17 protein-coding genes and 1 tRNA gene are annotated in these 17280 nt (G+C 70.6%); 7 read left to right on the top strand and 11 right to left on the bottom strand.

The features are described from left to right. The first annotated feature begins 45 nt into the window (after nt 1–45). From OF850_RS17565 to OF850_RS17545, 5 genes are read left to right on the top strand one after another with little or no spacing between them, the layout of a single operon-like run. Complete coding sequence (locus OF850_RS17565) at nt 46–1350, top strand: ABC transporter substrate-binding protein (RefSeq protein ID WP_301591645.1); 1305 nt, start codon at nt 46–48, stop codon at nt 1348–1350. Next, the gene (locus OF850_RS17560) at nt 1350–2285 is read left to right on the top strand and encodes a branched-chain amino acid ABC transporter permease (RefSeq protein ID WP_301591644.1); all 936 of its coding nucleotides are present in this window, start codon (nt 1350–1352) and stop codon (nt 2283–2285) included. Before OF850_RS17565 ends, OF850_RS17560 begins: the two co-directional genes overlap by 1 nt. Then, nucleotides 2282–3208: a branched-chain amino acid ABC transporter permease gene (locus tag OF850_RS17555; RefSeq protein ID WP_301591643.1), complete on the top strand. Its 927-nt coding sequence runs from the start codon at nt 2282–2284 to the stop codon at nt 3206–3208. Before OF850_RS17560 ends, OF850_RS17555 begins: the two co-directional genes overlap by 4 nt. After that, nucleotides 3205–3966: an ABC transporter ATP-binding protein gene (locus OF850_RS17550; RefSeq protein ID WP_301591641.1), complete on the top strand. Its 762-nt coding sequence runs from the start codon at nt 3205–3207 to the stop codon at nt 3964–3966. The genes OF850_RS17555 and OF850_RS17550 overlap by 4 nt, the downstream gene beginning before the upstream one ends. Then, nucleotides 3953–4606, top strand: a complete 654-nt coding sequence (locus tag OF850_RS17545; RefSeq protein WP_301591640.1) for an ABC transporter ATP-binding protein — start codon at nt 3953–3955, stop codon at nt 4604–4606. Before OF850_RS17550 ends, OF850_RS17545 begins: the two co-directional genes overlap by 14 nt. Here the strand turns inward: OF850_RS17545 and alaS are convergent. The 4 genes from alaS to OF850_RS17525 all read right to left on the bottom strand — a co-directional run bounded on the left by alaS (nt 4598) and on the right by OF850_RS17525 (nt 11282). Further along, entirely contained in the window at nt 4598–7243 is a 2646-nt protein-coding gene (gene alaS, locus OF850_RS17540; protein WP_301591639.1) for an alanine--tRNA ligase, read from the bottom strand. The genes OF850_RS17545 and alaS overlap by 9 nt on opposite strands. A 353-nt stretch (nt 7244–7596) precedes the next feature. Further along, a complete protein-coding gene (recA, locus tag OF850_RS17535) occupies nt 7597–8622 on the bottom strand; it encodes a recombinase RecA (RefSeq protein WP_301591637.1) in 1026 nt (341 codons plus the stop codon). Between the two features lie 306 nt (nt 8623–8928). Beyond that, entirely contained in the window at nt 8929–9870 is a 942-nt protein-coding gene (locus OF850_RS17530) for an EscU/YscU/HrcU family type III secretion system export apparatus switch protein (RefSeq protein ID WP_301591635.1), read from the bottom strand. Continuing rightward, nucleotides 9825–11282, bottom strand: coding sequence for a ComEC/Rec2 family competence protein (locus OF850_RS17525; RefSeq protein WP_301591633.1), 1458 nt, complete (start codon nt 11280–11282; stop codon nt 9825–9827). Before OF850_RS17525 ends, OF850_RS17530 begins: the two co-directional genes overlap by 46 nt. 74 nt (nt 11283–11356) lie before the next feature. Here OF850_RS17525 and gltX point away from each other — a divergent pair, with 74 nt between their 5' ends. Both gltX and OF850_RS17515 read left to right on the top strand, forming a co-directional pair. Beyond that, complete coding sequence (gltX, locus tag OF850_RS17520; protein WP_301591722.1) at nt 11357–12769, top strand: glutamate--tRNA ligase; 1413 nt, start codon at nt 11357–11359, stop codon at nt 12767–12769. Between the two features lie 40 nt (nt 12770–12809). Then, complete coding sequence (locus OF850_RS17515; protein WP_301591721.1) at nt 12810–13556, top strand: EAL domain-containing protein; 747 nt, start codon at nt 12810–12812, stop codon at nt 13554–13556. On the opposite strand, the gene OF850_RS17510 is transcribed toward OF850_RS17515, so the two are convergent. The 7 genes from OF850_RS17510 to OF850_RS17480 form a co-directional block, all read right to left on the bottom strand. Further along, nucleotides 13547–14077, bottom strand: coding sequence for a gamma carbonic anhydrase family protein (locus OF850_RS17510; protein ID WP_301591632.1), 531 nt, complete (start codon nt 14075–14077; stop codon nt 13547–13549). The two genes, OF850_RS17515 and OF850_RS17510, sit on opposite strands and share 10 nt — an antisense overlap. After that, nucleotides 14055–15194, bottom strand: coding sequence for a CaiB/BaiF CoA transferase family protein (locus tag OF850_RS17505; protein ID WP_301591631.1), 1140 nt, complete (start codon nt 15192–15194; stop codon nt 14055–14057). Before OF850_RS17505 ends, OF850_RS17510 begins: the two co-directional genes overlap by 23 nt. Then, entirely contained in the window at nt 15194–16138 is a 945-nt protein-coding gene (locus OF850_RS17500) for a hydroxymethylglutaryl-CoA lyase (protein WP_301591630.1), read from the bottom strand. Before OF850_RS17500 ends, OF850_RS17505 begins: the two co-directional genes overlap by 1 nt. Before the next feature lie 69 nt (nt 16139–16207). Further along, nucleotides 16208–16744, bottom strand: a complete 537-nt coding sequence (nusG, locus tag OF850_RS17495) for a transcription termination/antitermination protein NusG (protein ID WP_207540795.1) — start codon at nt 16742–16744, stop codon at nt 16208–16210. 17 nt (nt 16745–16761) lie between these two features. Next, nucleotides 16762–16953, bottom strand: a complete 192-nt coding sequence (gene secE / locus OF850_RS17490) for a preprotein translocase subunit SecE (RefSeq protein WP_207540794.1) — start codon at nt 16951–16953, stop codon at nt 16762–16764. A gap of 93 nt (nt 16954–17046) precedes the next feature. Beyond that, nucleotides 17047–17123, bottom strand: a tRNA-Trp gene (locus OF850_RS17485). A 40-nt stretch (nt 17124–17163) separates the two neighbouring features. After that, nucleotides 17164–17280 (bottom strand): EF-Tu C-terminal domain-related protein (locus OF850_RS17480; RefSeq protein ID WP_301590675.1); only part of this gene is annotated, 117 nt, incomplete at its 5' end.

The raw sequence follows: 17280 nt of genomic DNA, 5'->3' as shown, positions 1-17280 counted from the left end.
TCGGAGGCAATGCGGCGCCAAGCCGCGCGATGGAGGAATCGGGACATGGGCATCACGCGGCGCGACGCCGTGCTCGGCACGGCTTTCGGCGGGCTTCTCCTTCCATCCACGCTGCGGGCGCAGCCCGCGCAGCGGCCGCAGGAACTGCGCATCGGCATCACCACCTTCCTGTCCGGCCCGGCCAGCGTCTTCGGCGTGCCCGGTCGCCAGGCGGCGGAAATGCTGATCGACGAGATCAACCGCGGCGGCGGCATCGGCGGCGTCCCCATCCGTCCCTTCTTCGTGGATGAAGGCCCCGGCGTGGAGCACCTGCTGGGCGAGTTCCGGCGGCTCGTGCTGAACGAGCGGGTGGAGGTCATGCTGGCCTCCATCTCCTCCGGCTCCTGCCTCGCCTGCACGCCGCTGGCGGAGGAGCTTCGCCGCGTCACCCTGCTGTGGGATTGCGGCACGCAGCGCATCTTCGAGGAGCGGCGCTACCAGTACGCCTTCCGCACCCAAGCCAATGCGACGCCCGAGGTGCTAGCGCCGCTGCTCTACCTGCTGAAGCGCAAGCCCGATTTCCGCACCGTCGCGGTGCTGAACCAGGATTATGCCTGGGGCCGCGATTCGTGGGAGCTGTGGCGCGCCGGGATGCAGGCGCTGAAGCCGGATGCGCGCGTGGTGGCGGAGCTCTTCCCGCGCTTCGGCGCCACCGACTTCTCCACCGAGGTCACGCGCCTGCTGGCGCTGCGGCCGGACGTGATCCTGTCCACCTCCTGGGGCGGGGAGCTGGACACCTTCATCCGGCAGGCGGCGGAGCGGCGCCTGTTCGAGCGCTCGACCTTCGTGCTGCCGCTGGCCGAATCCTCGCTGGAGCGCGTCGGGCGCTCGCTGCCGGCTGGGCACATCGTCGGCTCGCGCGGCGACCATTGGTTCCAGCACCCGGCGCCGGCGGACAAGGCGCGGCTCGACCGCTTCGTGAACAACTACCGCCAGCGCTTCAACAGCTACCCGATCTACCCGACCTATCACATGTACCAGGCGCTCTCCGCGCTCCAGGCCGCCTATGCCAAGGCGATGGCGGCGAATGGCGGCAACTGGCCGAATGAGCAGCAGTTGGCCGCCGCCTTCCCCGGGCTGGAGTTCGACAGCCCGACGGCGCGCATGACGATCCGCGAGGACGGCCAGGGGCTGGAGCCGCAGCTGATCGGCACCTCGCGCCACACCGACGCCCTGCCCTTCGCCACCCTGTCCGACATGATCGTCTTCCCGGCGGACCTGGTGACGGCCCCGGTCGGGCGGAACAGCGTGGAGTGGCTGCGCGGCCTGTCGCGCGACATCCTGGACCGTGTGCCGGCCCCCGCCGGCTGATGGGGGCGTGGTTCGCCGATAACGGTCTGCTGCTGGGGCTGGCCTTGCTGGACGGGCTGGCCTCGGCGGCGCTGATCTTCCTGGTGGCGGTGGGGCTGAACCTCGTCTTCGGGGTGCTGCGGGTGCTGAACATCGCCCATGGAAGCCTCTACGCCATCGGGGCCTATACCGCGGCAGGGCTGGGTGCGGCGCTCGGGTCCGGGTCGCTTCCCGCCTGGGCGGCCTTGGGCGTGCTGGTTCTGGCGGCCGCCCTGGTCGGCGCCGTGCTCGGCCCACTGATCGAGCGGATGCTGCTGCGGCGCATCTATGCCGAGGAGAACGTGCTGCAGCTCCTCGTCACCTTCGCGCTCTTCATGATGCTGGAGGACGTTCAGAAACTGATCTGGGGCGTGCAGCCCGTGCATCACGACGCGGCGATGCGCCTGTTCGGCACGGTCGACGTGCCCTTCGGCAGCGACTTCATTCCCTTCACCGCCTACCAGCTCTTCGTGCTGCCTGGCATCGCGGTCCTGGTTCTGGTGGGCCTCGTCTGGTTCCTGCGCGCCACCCTGTCCGGCCGGATGATCGTGGCGGTGACGACGGATCGCGAGGCGGCGACCGCCATCGGCATCAACGCCGACCGCGTCTACCTGCTGACCTTCACCGCCGGGGCGGTGCTGGCCGCGCTGGGCGGGGCGCTTTCCTCCCCCACCGCCGCCATCGTGCCGGGGGTGGGCGCATCCACCATCGTGCTGTCCTTCGCCGTGGTGGCGACGGCGGGGCTGGGCCGCATCGAGGGCGCGGCGCTGACCGCGCTGATGATCGGGCTCGGCCGCTCCGTCGCGGTGTATTTCTTTCCGGAGGCGGAGGTGCTGATCCCCTACCTCATCATGGTGGCGGTGCTGCTGGTGAAACCCCAGGGGTTGTTCGGCACGCTGGAGACGCGGCGCATATGACGCACCGGCGCGAGGCCCTGCTGGCCCTGCTCTTCGCCCTCGCCGTGCTGGCGGCCGCCTTCGCCGTGCCCTGGCTGCGCTTCGTGCTGACGCTGGCGCTGGCCAAGGGCATCGCGGCGCTGGGCGTCATGCTGCTGCTGCGCGCCGGGCAGGTTTCCTTCGGCCATGCCATGTTCGTGGCCTTCGCCGCCTATGCCGTGGCCTTCCTGGCCGGGCAGGTGGGCGAGGCGTTGCTGCTGCTGCCGCTGGCGATCCTGCTGGCGGCGCTGCTCGGCCTCGTGATCGGCCTCTTTGTCGCGCGCTACCGCGAGATCTTCTTCGGCATGCTGAACCTGGCCCTGTCCATGGTCTTCTATTCTCTGCTGGAGAAGTTCTACAGCATCACCCACGGCACGGACGGCATGCGCGTCCCAGCCGTCACCTGGGCCGGCATGGCGACGGAGCGCGTGGGCGGCGAATGGGCCGTGCTGGTCGCCGCGCTCGTGCTGGCCATCGGCTTCGCGCTGCTGGCGCGCCTCTACCTCGCCAGTCCGCTCGGCGAGGCACTGCAGGGCATCAAGACGCGCGAGGCGCGGCTGGAGTTCATGGGGCTGCCGCCGCGCCGCGTCCTCCTGGTCGCCTATGTGCTGTCCGCCGCCATGGCGGGCACGGCAGGCGCGCTGATCGCGCTGACCACGCGCCACGTCACCCCGCTGATGGGCTACTGGACCGCGAGCGGCGAGCTTGTGTTCATCGTCATCCTCGGCGGCGCGGGCGGCGTGCTCGGTCCCTTCCTCGGCGCCATCGCCTATGAGCTGGTGCGGGTCTATGCGGCCGCCTCCGTCGCCGATGCGTGGCAACTCATCCTTGGCGCGGTGCTGCTGGCGGTGATCCTGTTCGCGCGGGGCGGATTGTTCAGCCTGCTGCGCGGGAGGCGCGCGTGAAGCCCATCCTCCAGGCCCAGGGGCTGCGCCTCGCCTTTGGCGGCGTGAAGGCGGCGGACGGCATCGACCTCGACGTGGGCGAAGGCGAATTCCTGGCCATCATCGGGCCGAATGGCGCGGGCAAGACCACCTTCATCAACATGTGCACCGGCTGGCTGAAGCCACAGTCGGGACGCATCCTGTGGCGCGGCGAGGACATTGCCGGGCTGCCGCCGCGCCGCATCACCCAGCGCGGCATCGCCCGTTCCTTTCAGCTGCCCCAGCTTTTCACCGAGCACACGGTGCTGCGGAACCTCGCCCTCGCCATCGCGGCGCGCGAGGGGGCCTTCTCCCTGCTGCGCCCCCTGCTCCGTCCCGGCTGGACGAAGGAGGCGATGGAAATCCTGCGCGGCTTCGGGCTGGAATCCCTGGCCGACACGCGCGCCGACGCGCTGAACGAGGGGTCGCGCAAGCTGGCCGACATCGCCATGGCGGTGGCGCTCAAGCCGCGCCTCCTGCTGATGGACGAGCCGACGAGCGGCGTCGCCGCCTCCGAGAAGCTGGGCATCGTCGAGACGCTGGCGCGGGTGCTGCGCGAGACGGGTGTCTCCGCCGTCTTCGTGGAGCACGACATGGAGGTGGTGTCCCGCTTCGCCGACCGCGTCGCCGTCTGGTCGCAGGGGCGCATCGTCGCCAACGGACCGCCCGAGGCCGTGCTGGCCGACCCGGAGGTGCGGCGCGAGGTGATCGGCATCGAGGACGCCCATGCTGCGCCTTGAGGATGTGCAGGTCTCCATCGCTGGCGCGCCGGTGCTGCGCGGGGTGCGGATGCACGTGCCGCCGGGCGGGCGCGTCGCGCTGATCGGCCGCAACGGCGCGGGCAAGACCACGACCTTCCGCGCCATCATGGGCCTCCTGCCCATCGAGGCCGGGCGCATCGTCCTGGGCGGCCAGGATGCGTCCGCGATCGCGGCGCATGAGCGCGCCCGCCACGGCATCGGCTACGCGCCGGAGGAGCGGCGCCTGTTCGGCGGCTTTTCCGTGGAGGAGAATATCCGCCTGCCCGCCGAGGTGCTTCGCCTTCCCGCCGCCGAGACACGGCGGCGGCTGGAGCAGGTCTACGCCCTGCTGCCCGAGCTGGCCGACCTGGCAGGTCGCAAGGCAGCTGGGCTTTCAGGGGGCCAGGGCAAGATGGTGGCGCTGGGCCGCGCGCTCATGGTCGGCACCCGCGCCGTGCTGCTGGACGAGCCCTTCCAGGGCCTCGCCCCGGCGCTCGCGCAGCGCTACGCCGAGGCGTTGAAGCGGCTGCGCGACGCCCTGCCGGACGTCGCCATCCTGATCAGCGAAAGCAACCCGGAACTGCTCCGGCCCCTGGTGGACCGGAGCTTCACCATCGAGCGCGGCGAAGTGTCAGGCTGAAAGGGCCTCGCGGATCGCCGCCAGGGCCTCTGCCGCCTTCGCCGCCTCGGGACCGCCAGCCTGGGCCATGTCGGGACGTCCGCCGCCGCCCTTGCCGCCCACCGCCGCCGCGCCCGCGCGCACCAGCGCCACGGCATCGGCCTTGCCTTTCGCCGCCTCGCCCACGCCGACGACGATGGAGGCCTTGCCCCCCTCGCCCGAAACCAGCGCGGCGACATCCGCGGTGCCGGACTTCAGGATCGCCTCGGCCAGGCCCTTGAGGTCGCGCGCCGGCACCTCGCCCACGTCGCGCAGCGCCACGCGCAGCCCAGCCAGCGTCTCGACCTCCGCCGCGGCGCCGCCGGTGGCCAGCTTCTTGCGCGTCTCGGCCAGTTCGCGCTCTAGCTTGCGGCGCTCCTCGAGGAGCGCGGCGACGCGCGCCGGGATCTCGGCCGGGTTGGCCTTCAGCGCGGCGGCAGCCTCGCGCAGCAGGCGCGCCTCCTCGGCGGCGACGGCGAGCGCCGCCTCGCCGGTCACGGCCTCGATGCGGCGCACGCCGGCGCTCACCGCGCCTTCGCCCACCAGGCGGAACAGGCCGATATCGCCGGTGCGGCGCACATGGGTGCCGCCGCACAGCTCGATGGAATAGTGGCCCTGGCGGTCGGTTGCGTCCTCGTCGCGGCCCATGGCGACGACGCGCACCTCCTCACCGTATTTCTCGCCGAACAGCGCCATGGCGCCCTCGGCCACCGCGGCCTCCGGCGTCATCAGGCGGGTCGTCACCTCGGCATTCTCGCGGATGCGGGCATTCACTTCCGCCTCCACCGCATCGAGGTCGGACTGGGCGATGGGGGTGGGCTGCGACACGTCGAAGCGCAGCCGCTCCGGCGCGACCAGCGAACCCTTCTGCGCGACATGCGTGCCCAGGCGGCGGCGCAGCGCCTCGTGCAGCAGGTGAGTCGCGCTGTGATGGGCGCGGATGGCGGAGCGGCGGGTGTGGTCCACCTCGGCCACCACGGCGGTGCCCACTTCCACGTCGCCCTTCTCCACCACGCCCACGTGGACGAAGAGATCGCCCAGCTTCTTCTGGGTGTCGCGCACGCGGATCACAGCGTCGCCGGCGCGGATCACGCCCGCATCGCCCTGCTGGCCGCCGCTCTCGCCGTAGAAGGGAGTCTGGTTCAGCACCACCGCCACCTCGCGGCGTTCGGCGGCGCTGTTGATGCTGGCGCCGTCGGCCACCAGTGCGGTGATCGTGCCCTCGGCGCTCTCGGTCGAGTAGCCGAGGAACTCGGTGGCGCCCACCTTCTCCTTCAGGTCGAACCAGAGCGTCTCGGTCGCGGCCTCGCCGGAGCCGGCCCATGCGGCACGGGCGCGCTTCTTCTGCTCCGTCATCGCGGCCTCGAAGCCGGCCACGTCCACGGCGCGGCCCTCGGCGCGCAGCGCGTCCTGCGTCAGGTCGAGCGGGAAGCCGTAGGTGTCATACAGGCGGAACGCCACGTCGCCGGGCAGGGCCTCCCCCTCGCCCAGCTTCGCCTTCTCCGCCTCCAGCAGGCCCAGGCCGCGGTCCAGCAGGGTGCGGAAGCGCGTCTCCTCCAGCTGCAGCGTCTCGGTGATCAGCGCGGCGGCGCGGGACAGCTCCGGATAGGCAGCGGCCATCTGCCGCTCCAGCGCCGGGAAGAGGCGGTACAGCAGCGGCTCCTGCGCGCCCATCATGTGGGCGTGGCGCATGGCGCGGCGCAGGATCCGGCGCAGCACGTAGCCGCGCCCCTCGTTGGAGGGCATCACCCCGTCCGCCACCAGGAAGGAGCCGGCGCGCAGGTGGTCGGCCACCACGCGGTGCGAGGCTCGGAACGGCCCGTCCGGGTCCTGGCCGGTCAGGTTGGCGCTTTCGGTGATGATGGCGCGGAACGTGTCCGTGTCGTAGTTGTCGTGCTTGCCCTGCAGGATGGCGGCGAAGCGCTCCAGCCCCATGCCGGTGTCGATGGAAGGGCGTGGCAGCGGGTTCCGCACCCCGGCCGGCTCCTCCAGGTACTGCATGAAGACGAGGTTCCAGATCTCGATGAATCGGTCGCCATCCTCGTCCGGGGAGCCGGGTGGGCCGCCCGGGATGGAGGGGCCGTGGTCGAAGAAGATCTCGGAGCACGGGCCGCAAGGGCCGGTGTCGCCCATGCGCCAGAAATTGTCGCTGGTGGCGATGCGGATGATCTTCTCGTCCGGCAGTCCGGCGATCTTGCGCCACAGCGCGGCGGCATCATCGTCCTCGGAGAAAACGGTGACGAGCAGCCGGTCCTTCGGCAGGGCGAAGTCCTTGGTGATCAGCTCCCAGGCATGGCTGATCGCCTGCTCCTTGAAGTAGTCGCCGAAGGAGAAGTTCCCCAGCATCTCGAAGAAGGTGTGGTGGCGGGCGGTGTAGCCGACATTGTCCAGGTCGTTGTGCTTGCCGCCGGCGCGGACGCATTTCTGCGCCGTGGTGGCACGGGAATACGGGCGCCGCTCCTGCCCGGTGAAGACGTTCTTGAACTGCACCATGCCCGAATTCGCGAACATCAGCGTCGGGTCGTTCCGCGGCACGAGGGGGCTGCTCTCGACCACGGTGTGGCCGTTCCGGGCGAAATACCCCAGGAAGGTGGCGCGGATGTCGTTGCTGCTGCTCATGAAGCGGGCATTACCGCGCGCCGCGTCCCCCCTCAATAGGCAGGGTCGTGGCGCGCGGCCGGGACGGCCCCGTGCCCTTTCGCGTCAGCGGTTCTGCTTCAGCCGCCCGTCATGCGCCGGGTCCTTCACCTGACCCTGGCCGTCGTCCTGATGGCGGCGATCAAGCCTGTTGCTGGTTGGCCATGTCCTGCCTCTCCTCCGCATCGCGTGAGGCTTCGGCGATGGCACGGGCAAGAAGCGCGAGGACAATCTGGGCCGCAGGCGGGAGGCTTCACGAATAAAAAGGGCGATGCCACGCTGGCATCGCCCCTGCAGGACAGTCATTCGACCCTAGCCGGCAGAATAACCTTCCCTCATTCGTCGTCAGCTTCGGGCGTCGTGGCCATGGCTTCCGCGACCACGGCGCCCTGGCCGCGAATGCGCGCCTCGATGCTGGCCGCCATTTCCTTGTTGTCACGCAGGAACTGCTTCGCGTTCTCGCGCCCCTGGCCGATGCGCTGCCCGTCGCAGGAGAACCAGGCGCCCGACTTCTCGACGATGCCGGCCTTCACGCCTAGGTCGATCAGCTCGCCGACCTTGGAGATGCCCTCGCCATACATGATGTCGAACTCGACCTGCCGGAACGGCGGGGCCATCTTGTTCTTCACCACCTTCACGCGGGTCTGGTTGCCCACCGCCTCGTCCCGCTCCTTGATCGCGCCGATGCGGCGGATGTCCATGCGGATGGAGGCGTAGAACTTCAGCGCGTTGCCGCCCGTCGTCGTCTCCGGGTTGCCGAACATCACGCCGATCTTGAGCCGGATCTGGTTCAGGAAGATCAGCATGCAGTTGGAGCGCGACACCGTGCCGGTCAGCTTGCGCAGCGCCTGGGACATGAGGCGGGCGTGCAGGCCGACATGGCTGTCGCCCATCTCGCCCTCCAGCTCCGCCTTCGGCACCAGCGCGGCCACGCTGTCGACCACCAGCACGTCCACGGCGCCGGAGCGCACCAGCGTGTCGGCGATCTCGAGCGCCTGCTCGCCCGCGTCGGGCTGGGAGATCAGCAGGTTGTCCACGTCCACGCCCAGCTTGCGGGCATAGCCGGGGTCCAGCGCGTGCTCGGCGTCGATGAAGGCGCAGGTGCCGCCCTTCTTCTGCGCCTCGGCGATGGCGTGCAGGGCGAGCGTCGTCTTGCCCGAGGATTCGGGGCCGTAGATCTCGACGATGCGCCCCTTGGGCAAGCCCCCGATGCCAAGCGCGAGGTCAAGGCCGAGCGAGCCGGTCGAGACGACCTCCACATCCTCCATCGGATGCTTCGCGCCCATGCGCATGATCGAGCCCTTGCCAAAGGCCCGCTCGATCTGGGAGAGCGCCGCATCGAGCGCCTTGTTCTTTTCCATCCTGGAACCTCTCGGAAGGCTGCAACCCAGGGATGAAGCCGCCCCGGACCGCTCGCAGATAACACGGGTGCCGGGCCGCGTAAGCGGGCCACGGGCGTCGCCGTTGCGTTCCTTATATGTTCTTTCACGCCCCGTTTCGCAAGCAGATTCGTCCTGCGTGGCGCAGGAATCTCAAGGCGCAAAATCCTGTCGATTCAATGCCTTGAGCGAATGCTGCCGAGGCAATTTCTGCCTCGCCATCGACAGCGCATCATGGGCCTCGCGAGACGCCAGCTTCCATTGACGACGCCGGGCGATTCGCACCAATCAGGTGCGCCCGCGCAGCTTCATCACATAGGCGATCAGCCGCGCCACCGCATCCCAATGTTCGGCCGGGATCTCGGCATCGAGTTCCAGCCGGTAGAGGGCGCGGGCAAGGGGCGGGTCGGGCATGACCGGCACCCCTGCCTCGCGCGCCGCCTCGCGGATGCGGCCGGCCATGGCGTCCACCCCCTTGGCGACGACGCGCGGCGCCGCGGCCTGGCCCGGCTTATAGGCCAGGGCCACCGCGTAGTGCGTGGGATTGGTGATGACCACGGCGGCCTTGGGCGCCTCGGCCAGCATGCGGCGCCCCAGCACCTGCCGCATCTGGCGCTGACGCCCCTTCACCTCGGGGCTTCCTTCGCTGTCCTTCATCTCGTCGCGCACTTCCTTGCGGGTCATGCGCAGGCGCTGGAGGAAGCGGTAGTTCGTGATCAGGACGTCGCCCAGCGCCAGCAGGAAGAACACGCCCAGCGCGACGGCGAGAAGCCGCAGCACGCCCGACCCGGCTGCGTCGAACAACGCAGCGGCCGGAACCTCCAGCAACCCGTCCGGCTCGGCCAGCCCCAGCGCCGCGAGCCAGAGCGCCGCCCCCACCCCGCCCAGCTTGAGCAGCGTCCGGCCGAACTCCAACCACGCCTCGCCGCCGAAGAGCCGCTTGAAGCCGGCCAGCGGCGAAAGCTTGCCCAGATCGAAGGAGAAAGCGCGCAGCGTGACCACGCCACGCGTCTGCGCCAGCGTCGCCGCGACCGCAGCCAGGATCGCCGCCCCGGCCACAGGCCACAGCACCCCCAGGAACAGGTGCAGCCATTCCCGCGCCGCCGCCATGCTTTCCCACTCGTGCGCCCGGCCCAGCGTGCCGCGCAGGGCGGCCTGGAACTGCGCGACCTGGCGCGGCAGGGTCAGCGCTGCCGTGGCGGATGCGGCGAGCAGCGTGGCGAAGCCCACCGCCTGCCCCATCCCATGACCCGCAGCGGCACATCGTCGAGACCCAGGGACATGAGCAGCGCCGAGGCCAGCCCCGCCGGCATCACCAGGAAGGTGGTGAGCGGCACCGCCACCGCATTGGCCGCGACGCCATAGAGCTGCAGTCGCCCGAAATGGTGCAGCCCGAAGGGCGTCGTCGCCGCCCACGCGACAAGCGAGGCAACGAGGCTCCCGCCCAGCACCAGCAGCGCGCGGTGCCACCACGGGCGCGGACCGGGCGTGCGCCGGGACCGTGCCGTCTCCGCCGCCGCGATCAGCGCCATGACCGCCGCGAAGCTCATCTGGAAGGAAGGGCCGAGGATGGCCGCCGGGTACAGCAGCAGCACGGCCGCCGCCGCCAGTGCCAGCGCGCGCTGGGTCAGGGCCCGTCGCCCCGCGAGGATGGCGAGGGTGACGACCACAGCCATGGCGAAGGAGCGCAGCATCGGCACCTCCGCCCCGGTCAGCAGCATGTAGAACCCGCCCGCCGCCAGCGCGCCCACCGCCGCCGCCGGCTTGGTGCCGAAGCGCAGCGCGAAGCGCGGCCAGAGCGCCAGCCCCGCGCGGAGGAGGAAGAAGGCTATGCCCATCACGATGCCGATGTGCAGGCCCGACACGGACAGCAGATGCGCGAGTCCGGAGTCGCGCATCCAGCCCATCGCCTCGGCGGAGATGCCGCTTTGCCCGCCGGTGAGCAGCGCCGCCGTGACGGCGCCCACGTCGCCGGGCAAGACCTGGAGGACCCGGCGTTCCATCGAGGCGCGCAGGCCGGACAGCGCGGGGGCCTCTCCACCTTCGGCCAGGATCTCCACCGGCCCCAGCGCGAAGCCGGCACCGCCCTGGCCAGCGAAGAAGGCGGCGCGCTGGAAATCCCAGGCTCCGGGAAAGGCGGGGGCCGAGGGCGGCCGCACCAGCGCCCGCACCCGCACCGTGTCGCCAGGGCGGGGCCGCGCCCCGTCCCGCCCTTGCAGCCGGATGCGCAGGTCGCGGCGCAGCGGCGCCATCTCCTCGGCCCATCGCGCCCCGCGCAGGATGATGCGCGCCCCGCCGGGCAGCGGGTCCAGCTCCGCCACCGTGCCGGTCAGCACAAGGGCGGTGCGCGGCAGCTCGGGCAAGGGTGGAGCGGCAGCGACGTGCCAGGCGGCAACGGCGAAGCCCAGCCCGGCTGCGCCCAGCAGACCGGCAAGCCAAGCCGAAAGCTGAAAGCGCTGGGCAAGCGCAAGAGCCACGAGGGTCGGCAGTGGCGCCATCCAGGGCAGCCAGCTGGGCGGGTCGGCGCGCGGCAGCAGGAAGGCCAGCACCCCTGCCCCCATCGCCACCGGCAGCCACAGGGCAAGCCGCCCCGTCTCCGCCGCGAGGGCGCGCTGGAGGAAGGAAAGCGGCGCCGGCGGCATGCCTGCCCTGAGTGGCGCAAGCCGGGGCCACGGGCAAGTTCCGCCTCGCGGGGCTTTGCGCTATCGGGGGCGGCATGACCGTCCGCACCCGCTTCGCCCCCTCGCCCACCGGCTTCCTGCATATTGGCGGCGCCCGCACCGCGCTGTTCAACAAACTCTTCGCACGGCGGCACGGCGGGCAGTACCTGCTGCGGATCGAGGACACGGACAAGGCGCGCTCCACCCAGGAAGCCGTGCAGCAGATCCTGGACAGCCTCGCCTGGCTCGGCCTGTCCCCGGACGAGGAGCCGGTCTTCCAGTCGCGGCGCGAGGCGCGGCACGCCGAGGTGGCGCACGAGCTGCTCGCCGCCGGCAAGGCCTACCGCGCCTACGAGACGCCGGAGGAGCTTGTGGCGATGCGCGAGAAGGCCGTCGCGGAGAAGCGCCCGCCCCGCTATGACGGGCACTGGCGCGACCGCGAGCCGGGTGCGGAGCAGGAGGGCAAGCCCTTCGCCATCCGCCTGAAGGCGCCGCGCCCAGGGGACGGGGCTGGCGACACGGTGGTGGAGGATCTCGTCCAGGGCACGGTGCGCGTGGCGAACACCGAGCTGGACGACATGATCATCCTCCGCTCGGACGGGACGCCCACCTACCTGCATGCGGTGGTGGTGGACGACCACGACATGGCGATCACCCACGTCATCCGTGGCGACGACCACCTGACCAACACCTTCCGCCAGTGCATGGTCTATGACGCGATGGGCTGGACGCGGCCGCGCTTCGCCCACATCCCACTGATCCACGGCGCAGATGGTGCCAAGCTGTCCAAGCGCCACGGCGCGGTGAGCGTGCTGGAGTTCCGCGAGCAGGGGATGCTGCCCGAGGCGGTGTGCAACTACCTGCTGCGCCTCGGCTGGGGCCATGGCGACGAGGAGATCATCCCGCGCGAGCGTGCCGAGAAGATCTTCGACCTCAAGGATGTGGGCCGCGCCGCCTCGCGCATGGATTACGCGAAGCTGTCGCACCTGAACGGCGTCTACCTGCGCCAGGCCGACCCGGACGCGCTGCTGCCCGAGGTGCTGTCGCGGCTGACGGCCATGGGCCACGGCTTCGGCACGGACAAGATCGCGCGGCTGCGCCTCCTCCTCCCCGCCCTGCAGGAACGGGCGCGCAGCCTGAACGAGGTCGCCGCCTCGGCGGCCTTCGCCGTGGCGGACGAGGCGCCGGAGCCGGACAGCAAGGCCGCCGCCCTGCTGACCCCCGAGGCGAAGGCGCGCCTCGCCGACCTCGCGGAGTTCCTGTCCGCCGCGCCGTGGGAGCGCGCCGACCTGGAGCACTGGCTGCGCGACTACGGCGAGGTGAAGGGGCTGAAGCTGAAGGACGTGGCCCAGCCCCTGCGCGTCGCGCTGACGGGCAGCACCATGTCGCCGCCGATCGACATCACCCTCGCGGCCTTGGGCAAGGAGGAGGCGCTGCGCCGCATCCTGCTGGCCTCAACCCCGAATTGAACCAGTTGTCGGGAAGACAATCCCTGCTAGCTTGTCCGCGATGAACCTGGTCTGCCCCGGCTGCGAGGCGCGCGACGCCTTCCTGCCCGCCATCGCCTTCGCCTTCCAGCCGATCCTAGACGTGGAGGCGCAGCGCATCTTCGCCTTCGAGGCGCTGGTGCGCGGCGCCGGGGGCGAGGGCGCGGGCACGGTGCTGGCCGCCGTCACCTCCGAGTCGCGCTACAGCTTCGACCAGGCCTGCCGCACGACCGCCATCGCCGAAGCGGCGCGGCTGGGGCTGCCGGAGACGGGGGCGCTGCTGTCCATCAACTTCCTGCCCAACGCGGTGTACGAGCCGCGCAACTGCCTGCGCGCCACGCTGCGCGCGGCGGAGCGCGTGCGCTTCCCGCTTTCCGCCCTGATGTTCGAGGTGACGGAGGGCGAAAAGCTCGACGACCCGGCCCATCTGCGCCACGTCGTGGAGGCCTATCAGGAGATGGGCTTCACCGTCGCGATCGACGATTTCGGCGCCGGCCATTCCGGCCTGTCGCTACTGGCCGATTTCCAGCCCGACATCATCAAGCTGGACATGGGCCTGATCCGCGGCCTCGAAGCCAGCATCCCCCGGCGAGCCATCGTCCAGGGCATGGCCGGGATCTGCGCCCAGCTCGGCATCCGCCTCGTCGCCGAGGGGGTGGAAACGCGCGCGGAATACGAGGCGCTGCGCGGCTGCGGCGTCTCGCTGTTCCAGGGATACCTGTTCGCGCGGCCCGAGTTCCGCGCCCTGCCCGTCCCCGCCTATGCCTGATCCACGCGGCGCAGGCCGCGGGCGAAGCGGCGGGCGTTGTTGACGTAGCCCAGCGCCGAATCGCGGAGGCGCTGCGCCGAGGCCTCGTCCAGGGTCCGCACCGCCCGCGCAGGGCTGCCGACGATCAGCGAGTTGTCAGGGAATTCCTTCCCCTCCGTCACCAGCGCATTGGCGCCGACGATGCAGTTGCGGCCGATGCGCGCGTTGTTCAGCACCGTGGCCCCCATGCCGATCAGGGATTCGTCGCCGACCGTGCAGCCATGCAGGATCGCGTGGTGGCCCACCGTCACGTCGCTGCCGACCGTCAGGGGGCTTCCGCGGTCGGAATGCAGCATCGCGCCTTCCTGGATATTGGTGCGGGCGCCGATCCGCATCTCCTCGTTGTCGGCGCGAATCACGGCGCCGAACCAGACGCCGACGCCATCGCCCAGCACCGCGCGGCCGATGACGTGCGCGTCAGGGGCGACCCAGACCTCGCCCTCGATCACGGGCTCATGCTCATCCAGCGCGTAGATCGGCATCCGCTTCCTCCCCGAATACCTCCTGATTGTGCTGACCCGGGCGCGGCAGGTCCAGCCGCACCCCCAGGCGCTGCCCGTCCATCTCGATCGGCAGGGCCGGCACTTTGGTCGCCCGCCCGTCCGGCAGGGTGATGGGCAGGAGGCCGCCTCCCGCGCGCAGATGCGGGTCGTCGTAGAGGTCGCCGGGCGTGTTGATGCGGGCATAGGGCAGCCCGGCCGTCTCGCACATCGCCTCGATCTCCGCGACGGGCCGCGTGCCGAGGATTTCCTGCACCAGGGGGATCAGCACCTCGCGATGGGCGGAGCGGTCGTTGTTGGTCGCGAAACGCGGATCGGCGAGGGCCGGCGCCGCCAGGGCCGCGGTGAAGATCTCCCATTGCCGCTCCGTCACCACGCCGACGAAGATCTGCACCCCGTCGGCAGCGGTGAATACGTCGTACACGCCCCAGGCGCGGCGCCCGCCCGGCATTGGGGGCGGCGCGGTCCCGGTCACCGCGCCCTGCAGCATGGCGGTGGAGACCAGGAAGGCCGCGTTCTCGAACAGGCCGGATTGCAGCCGTTCGCCCACCCCGGTCGACTCGCGCCGCCGCAGCGCGGCGAGGACGGCGATGGCGCCGAACATGCCGCCCATCATGTCGTTCACCGGCGCGCCGGCACGCAGCGGGCGCCCCGGCGGCCCCGTCATGTAGGCGAGACCAGCCATCATCTGCACCACCTCGTCCAGCGCGGTGCGGTGCTCATAGGGGCCGGACAGGAAGCCCTTGAGGGACAGGTAGATCAGGCGCGGGTTGCGGGCGGAGAGCGCGTCCCAGCCCAGCCCCTTCGCCTCCAGCGCGCCGGGGCGGAAATTCTCGATGACGACGTCGGCGGTGTCGACGAGGCGCAGCAGGCGCTCATGCTCGGCTGTGTCGTCCATCGCCACGGTCACGCTCTTCTTGTTGCGCGACAGGGCCGGAAAGAAGCCGGTGCCGCTGGCACGAAGCTGGCGCGTGCGGTCGCCGCCCGGCGGTTCCACCTTGATCACCTCGGCGCCGAGATCGGCCAGGATCAGGCCGCAGGTCGGCCCCATGACCATGTGCGAGAACTCGACGACCCGCACGCCCTCCAGCGGCAGCATTAGGCGGCCCTCCTGATGCCCGAGCGCAGCAGGTTGGAGGGGCAGGGATGGCCGACGATGCGCTCGGCGAGGTGGGCGGTCTCCAGCAGGGCGGGCAGGTCCACCCCGGTCTCCACCCCCATCTCCTCGCACAGGAAGACCAGTTCCTCGGTCGCGATGTTGCCCGGCGCACCGGGCTGGCCGGCAAAGGGGCAGCCGCCCAGCCCCGCCACCGCCGCGTCGAAGCGCGCGACGCCAAGCCGCAGTCCAGCCGCCGCGCAGGCGATGCCGAGGCCGCGCGTGTCGTGCAGGTGCAGGACGATCTCCTGCTCCGGGAAGCGGGAGCGGACGGCGCCGACCAGCCGCTCAATGCGCAGCGGCGTGGCCCAGCCCATGCTGTCGGCCAGGGTGATGCGGCGGATGTCGCAGCCCTCCTCCTTCGCAAGCGCCATGGCGTCCGAGAGCACATCAAGCGCGGCCTCCGCCGTCACCTCGCCGCCCCAGTTGCAGCCGAAGGCGGCCTGGACGGAGACGCGCTCCATCACCACCCCCGCCTCGCGATGCGCCGCGATGTTGGCGCGCTGCGCGACGAGCTGCTCGGCCTGGGTGCGGTTGAGGTTGCGCTTGGTGAAGGCCTCGGAGGCCGTGACGGTGACGGAGCCGAAGATGGACAGGCGATCGCGGAAGCCCATGGCGCGTCGCAGGCCCGAGGCGTTGAACCACAGCGCCGTGTACTCGACACCGGGGCGCGGGGCGAAGCCGCCCACCACCGCCTCGGCATCGGCCCAGCCGGGCACGATCTTGGGGGAAACGAAACTCGCCACCTGAATCCGGCGCAGCCCGGTGCCCGAGAGGGCGTCGATCAGTGCAATCTTGTCTTCGGTGGGGATGGGGCCGGGCTCGATCTGGAAGGCCTCGCGCGGACCTTCCTCGGTGATCTCGACCCGGCTCGGGAGGTCGCTCATGGGCCAGTCCTCGGCGGAAACGGAAGCGCCGAGACTAGACCCGGATGGCGCGGCTGTCGCGCCCGGAGGTCAGAGCTTCTCGACCTGCCCGTATTCCAGCTCCACCGGGGTGGAGCGGCCGAAAATGGAGACGCTGACCTTCACGCGGCCCTTTTCCTCGTCCACCTCCTCGACCGTCCCGTTGAAGGAGGTGAAGGGGCCGTCGGAGACGCGCACCTGCTCGCCCACCTCGAAGGTGATGGCGGGGCGCTTCGGCTTCTCGGCCGATTCGGTGAGCTGCTGCACCATCCGCATCGCCTCGGATTCGGGGATGGGCTGGGGCTTGTTGCGGGCGCCAAGGAAGCCGGTGACCTTGGGCGTGTCGCGCACCAAGTGCCAGGTCTCGTCATCCATCTCCATCTTAACCAGCACGTAGCCGGGGAAGAATTTGCGCTCCGCCTCGCGCTTCTGGCCGCGGCGGACCTCGGTCACCTGCTCGGTCGGGACGAGGATGTCCTCGATCCGGTCGGCGAGGCCGATCTTCTCCGCCTGATGGCGAATCTGCTCGGCGATCTTCTTCTCGAAGCCCGAATAGACATGGACAACATACCAACGCTTCGCCGCCATGGCCCGAACCTCGCTCCTCAGAACCCGAACACCAGGCGCATCACGAACTGGATGATCTGGTCCACCACCAGGAAGAAAACTGCCGCGAGCGAGGACAGGGCCAAGACGAGCCCGGTGGTCACCAGAGTCTCCTTGCGCGACGGCCAGGTGACCCTCGCGACTTCCTGGCGCACCTCCCGGGCGAACTGGACGGGCTCTAGCTTGGGCAAGTTCCTGCTTCCTGAATGCGCGCGACGGCGCGCGAAACCTGAAAAAGCACGGTGGCGGCCGTTGTGCAACGGGCCGCCACCGTTCCTCACATCTGGCAGGGGCGGAGGGTCTCGAACCCCCAACCTCCGGTTTTGGAGACCGGCGCTCTAGCCAATTGAGCTACGCCCCTGTTCTGCGGCGCCTCCCTGGCGGGAAGCGCCGCAGGATAGTCAGTTCGCGATGGAGGCGACGACGCCGGCGCCGACGGTGCGGCCGCCCTCGCGGATGGCGAAGCGCAGCCCCTCGTCCATGGCGATGGGCGCGATCAGCTCGACGTCCATCGACAC

It is taken from the genome of Sabulicella glaciei, assembly GCF_026183895.1.
In the GTDB taxonomy this organism is placed as follows: domain Bacteria; phylum Pseudomonadota; class Alphaproteobacteria; order Acetobacterales; family Acetobacteraceae; genus Roseococcus; species Roseococcus glaciei.
The sequence above is the reverse complement of the archived record's forward strand: the minus strand, read 5'-3'. Positions and strand labels throughout refer to the sequence as shown.

Bases quoted from the DNA above. Each gene is read 5' to 3' on its own strand.
- OF850_RS17500 (WP_301591630.1), bottom strand. From the start codon at position 16,138: ATGAGCGACCTCCCGAGCCGGGTCGAGATCACCGAGGAAGGTCCGCGC.
- OF850_RS17510 (WP_301591632.1), bottom strand. From the start codon at position 14,077: ATGCCGATCTACGCGCTGGATGAGCATGAGCCCGTGATCGAGGGCGAG.
- OF850_RS17515 (WP_301591721.1), top strand. From the start codon at position 12,810: ATGAACCTGGTCTGCCCCGGCTGCGAGGCGCGCGACGCCTTCCTGCCC.
- recA (WP_301591637.1), bottom strand. From the start codon at position 8,622: ATGGAAAAGAACAAGGCGCTCGATGCGGCGCTCTCCCAGATCGAGCGG.
- OF850_RS17525 (WP_301591633.1), bottom strand. From the start codon at position 11,282: ATGCCGCCGGCGCCGCTTTCCTTCCTCCAGCGCGCCCTCGCGGCGGAG.
- OF850_RS17505 (WP_301591631.1), bottom strand. From the start codon at position 15,194: ATGCTGCCGCTGGAGGGCGTGCGGGTCGTCGAGTTCTCGCACATGGTC.
- alaS (WP_301591639.1), bottom strand. From the start codon at position 7,243: ATGAGCAGCAGCAACGACATCCGCGCCACCTTCCTGGGGTATTTCGCC.
- gltX (WP_301591722.1), top strand. From the start codon at position 11,357: ATGACCGTCCGCACCCGCTTCGCCCCCTCGCCCACCGGCTTCCTGCAT.
- OF850_RS17545 (WP_301591640.1), top strand. From the start codon at position 3,953: ATGCTGCGCCTTGAGGATGTGCAGGTCTCCATCGCTGGCGCGCCGGTG.
- OF850_RS17560 (WP_301591644.1), top strand. From the start codon at position 1,350: ATGGGGGCGTGGTTCGCCGATAACGGTCTGCTGCTGGGGCTGGCCTTG.
- OF850_RS17555 (WP_301591643.1), top strand. From the start codon at position 2,282: ATGACGCACCGGCGCGAGGCCCTGCTGGCCCTGCTCTTCGCCCTCGCC.
- OF850_RS17565 (WP_301591645.1), top strand. From the start codon at position 46: ATGGGCATCACGCGGCGCGACGCCGTGCTCGGCACGGCTTTCGGCGGG.
- nusG (WP_207540795.1), bottom strand. From the start codon at position 16,744: ATGGCGGCGAAGCGTTGGTATGTTGTCCATGTCTATTCGGGCTTCGAG.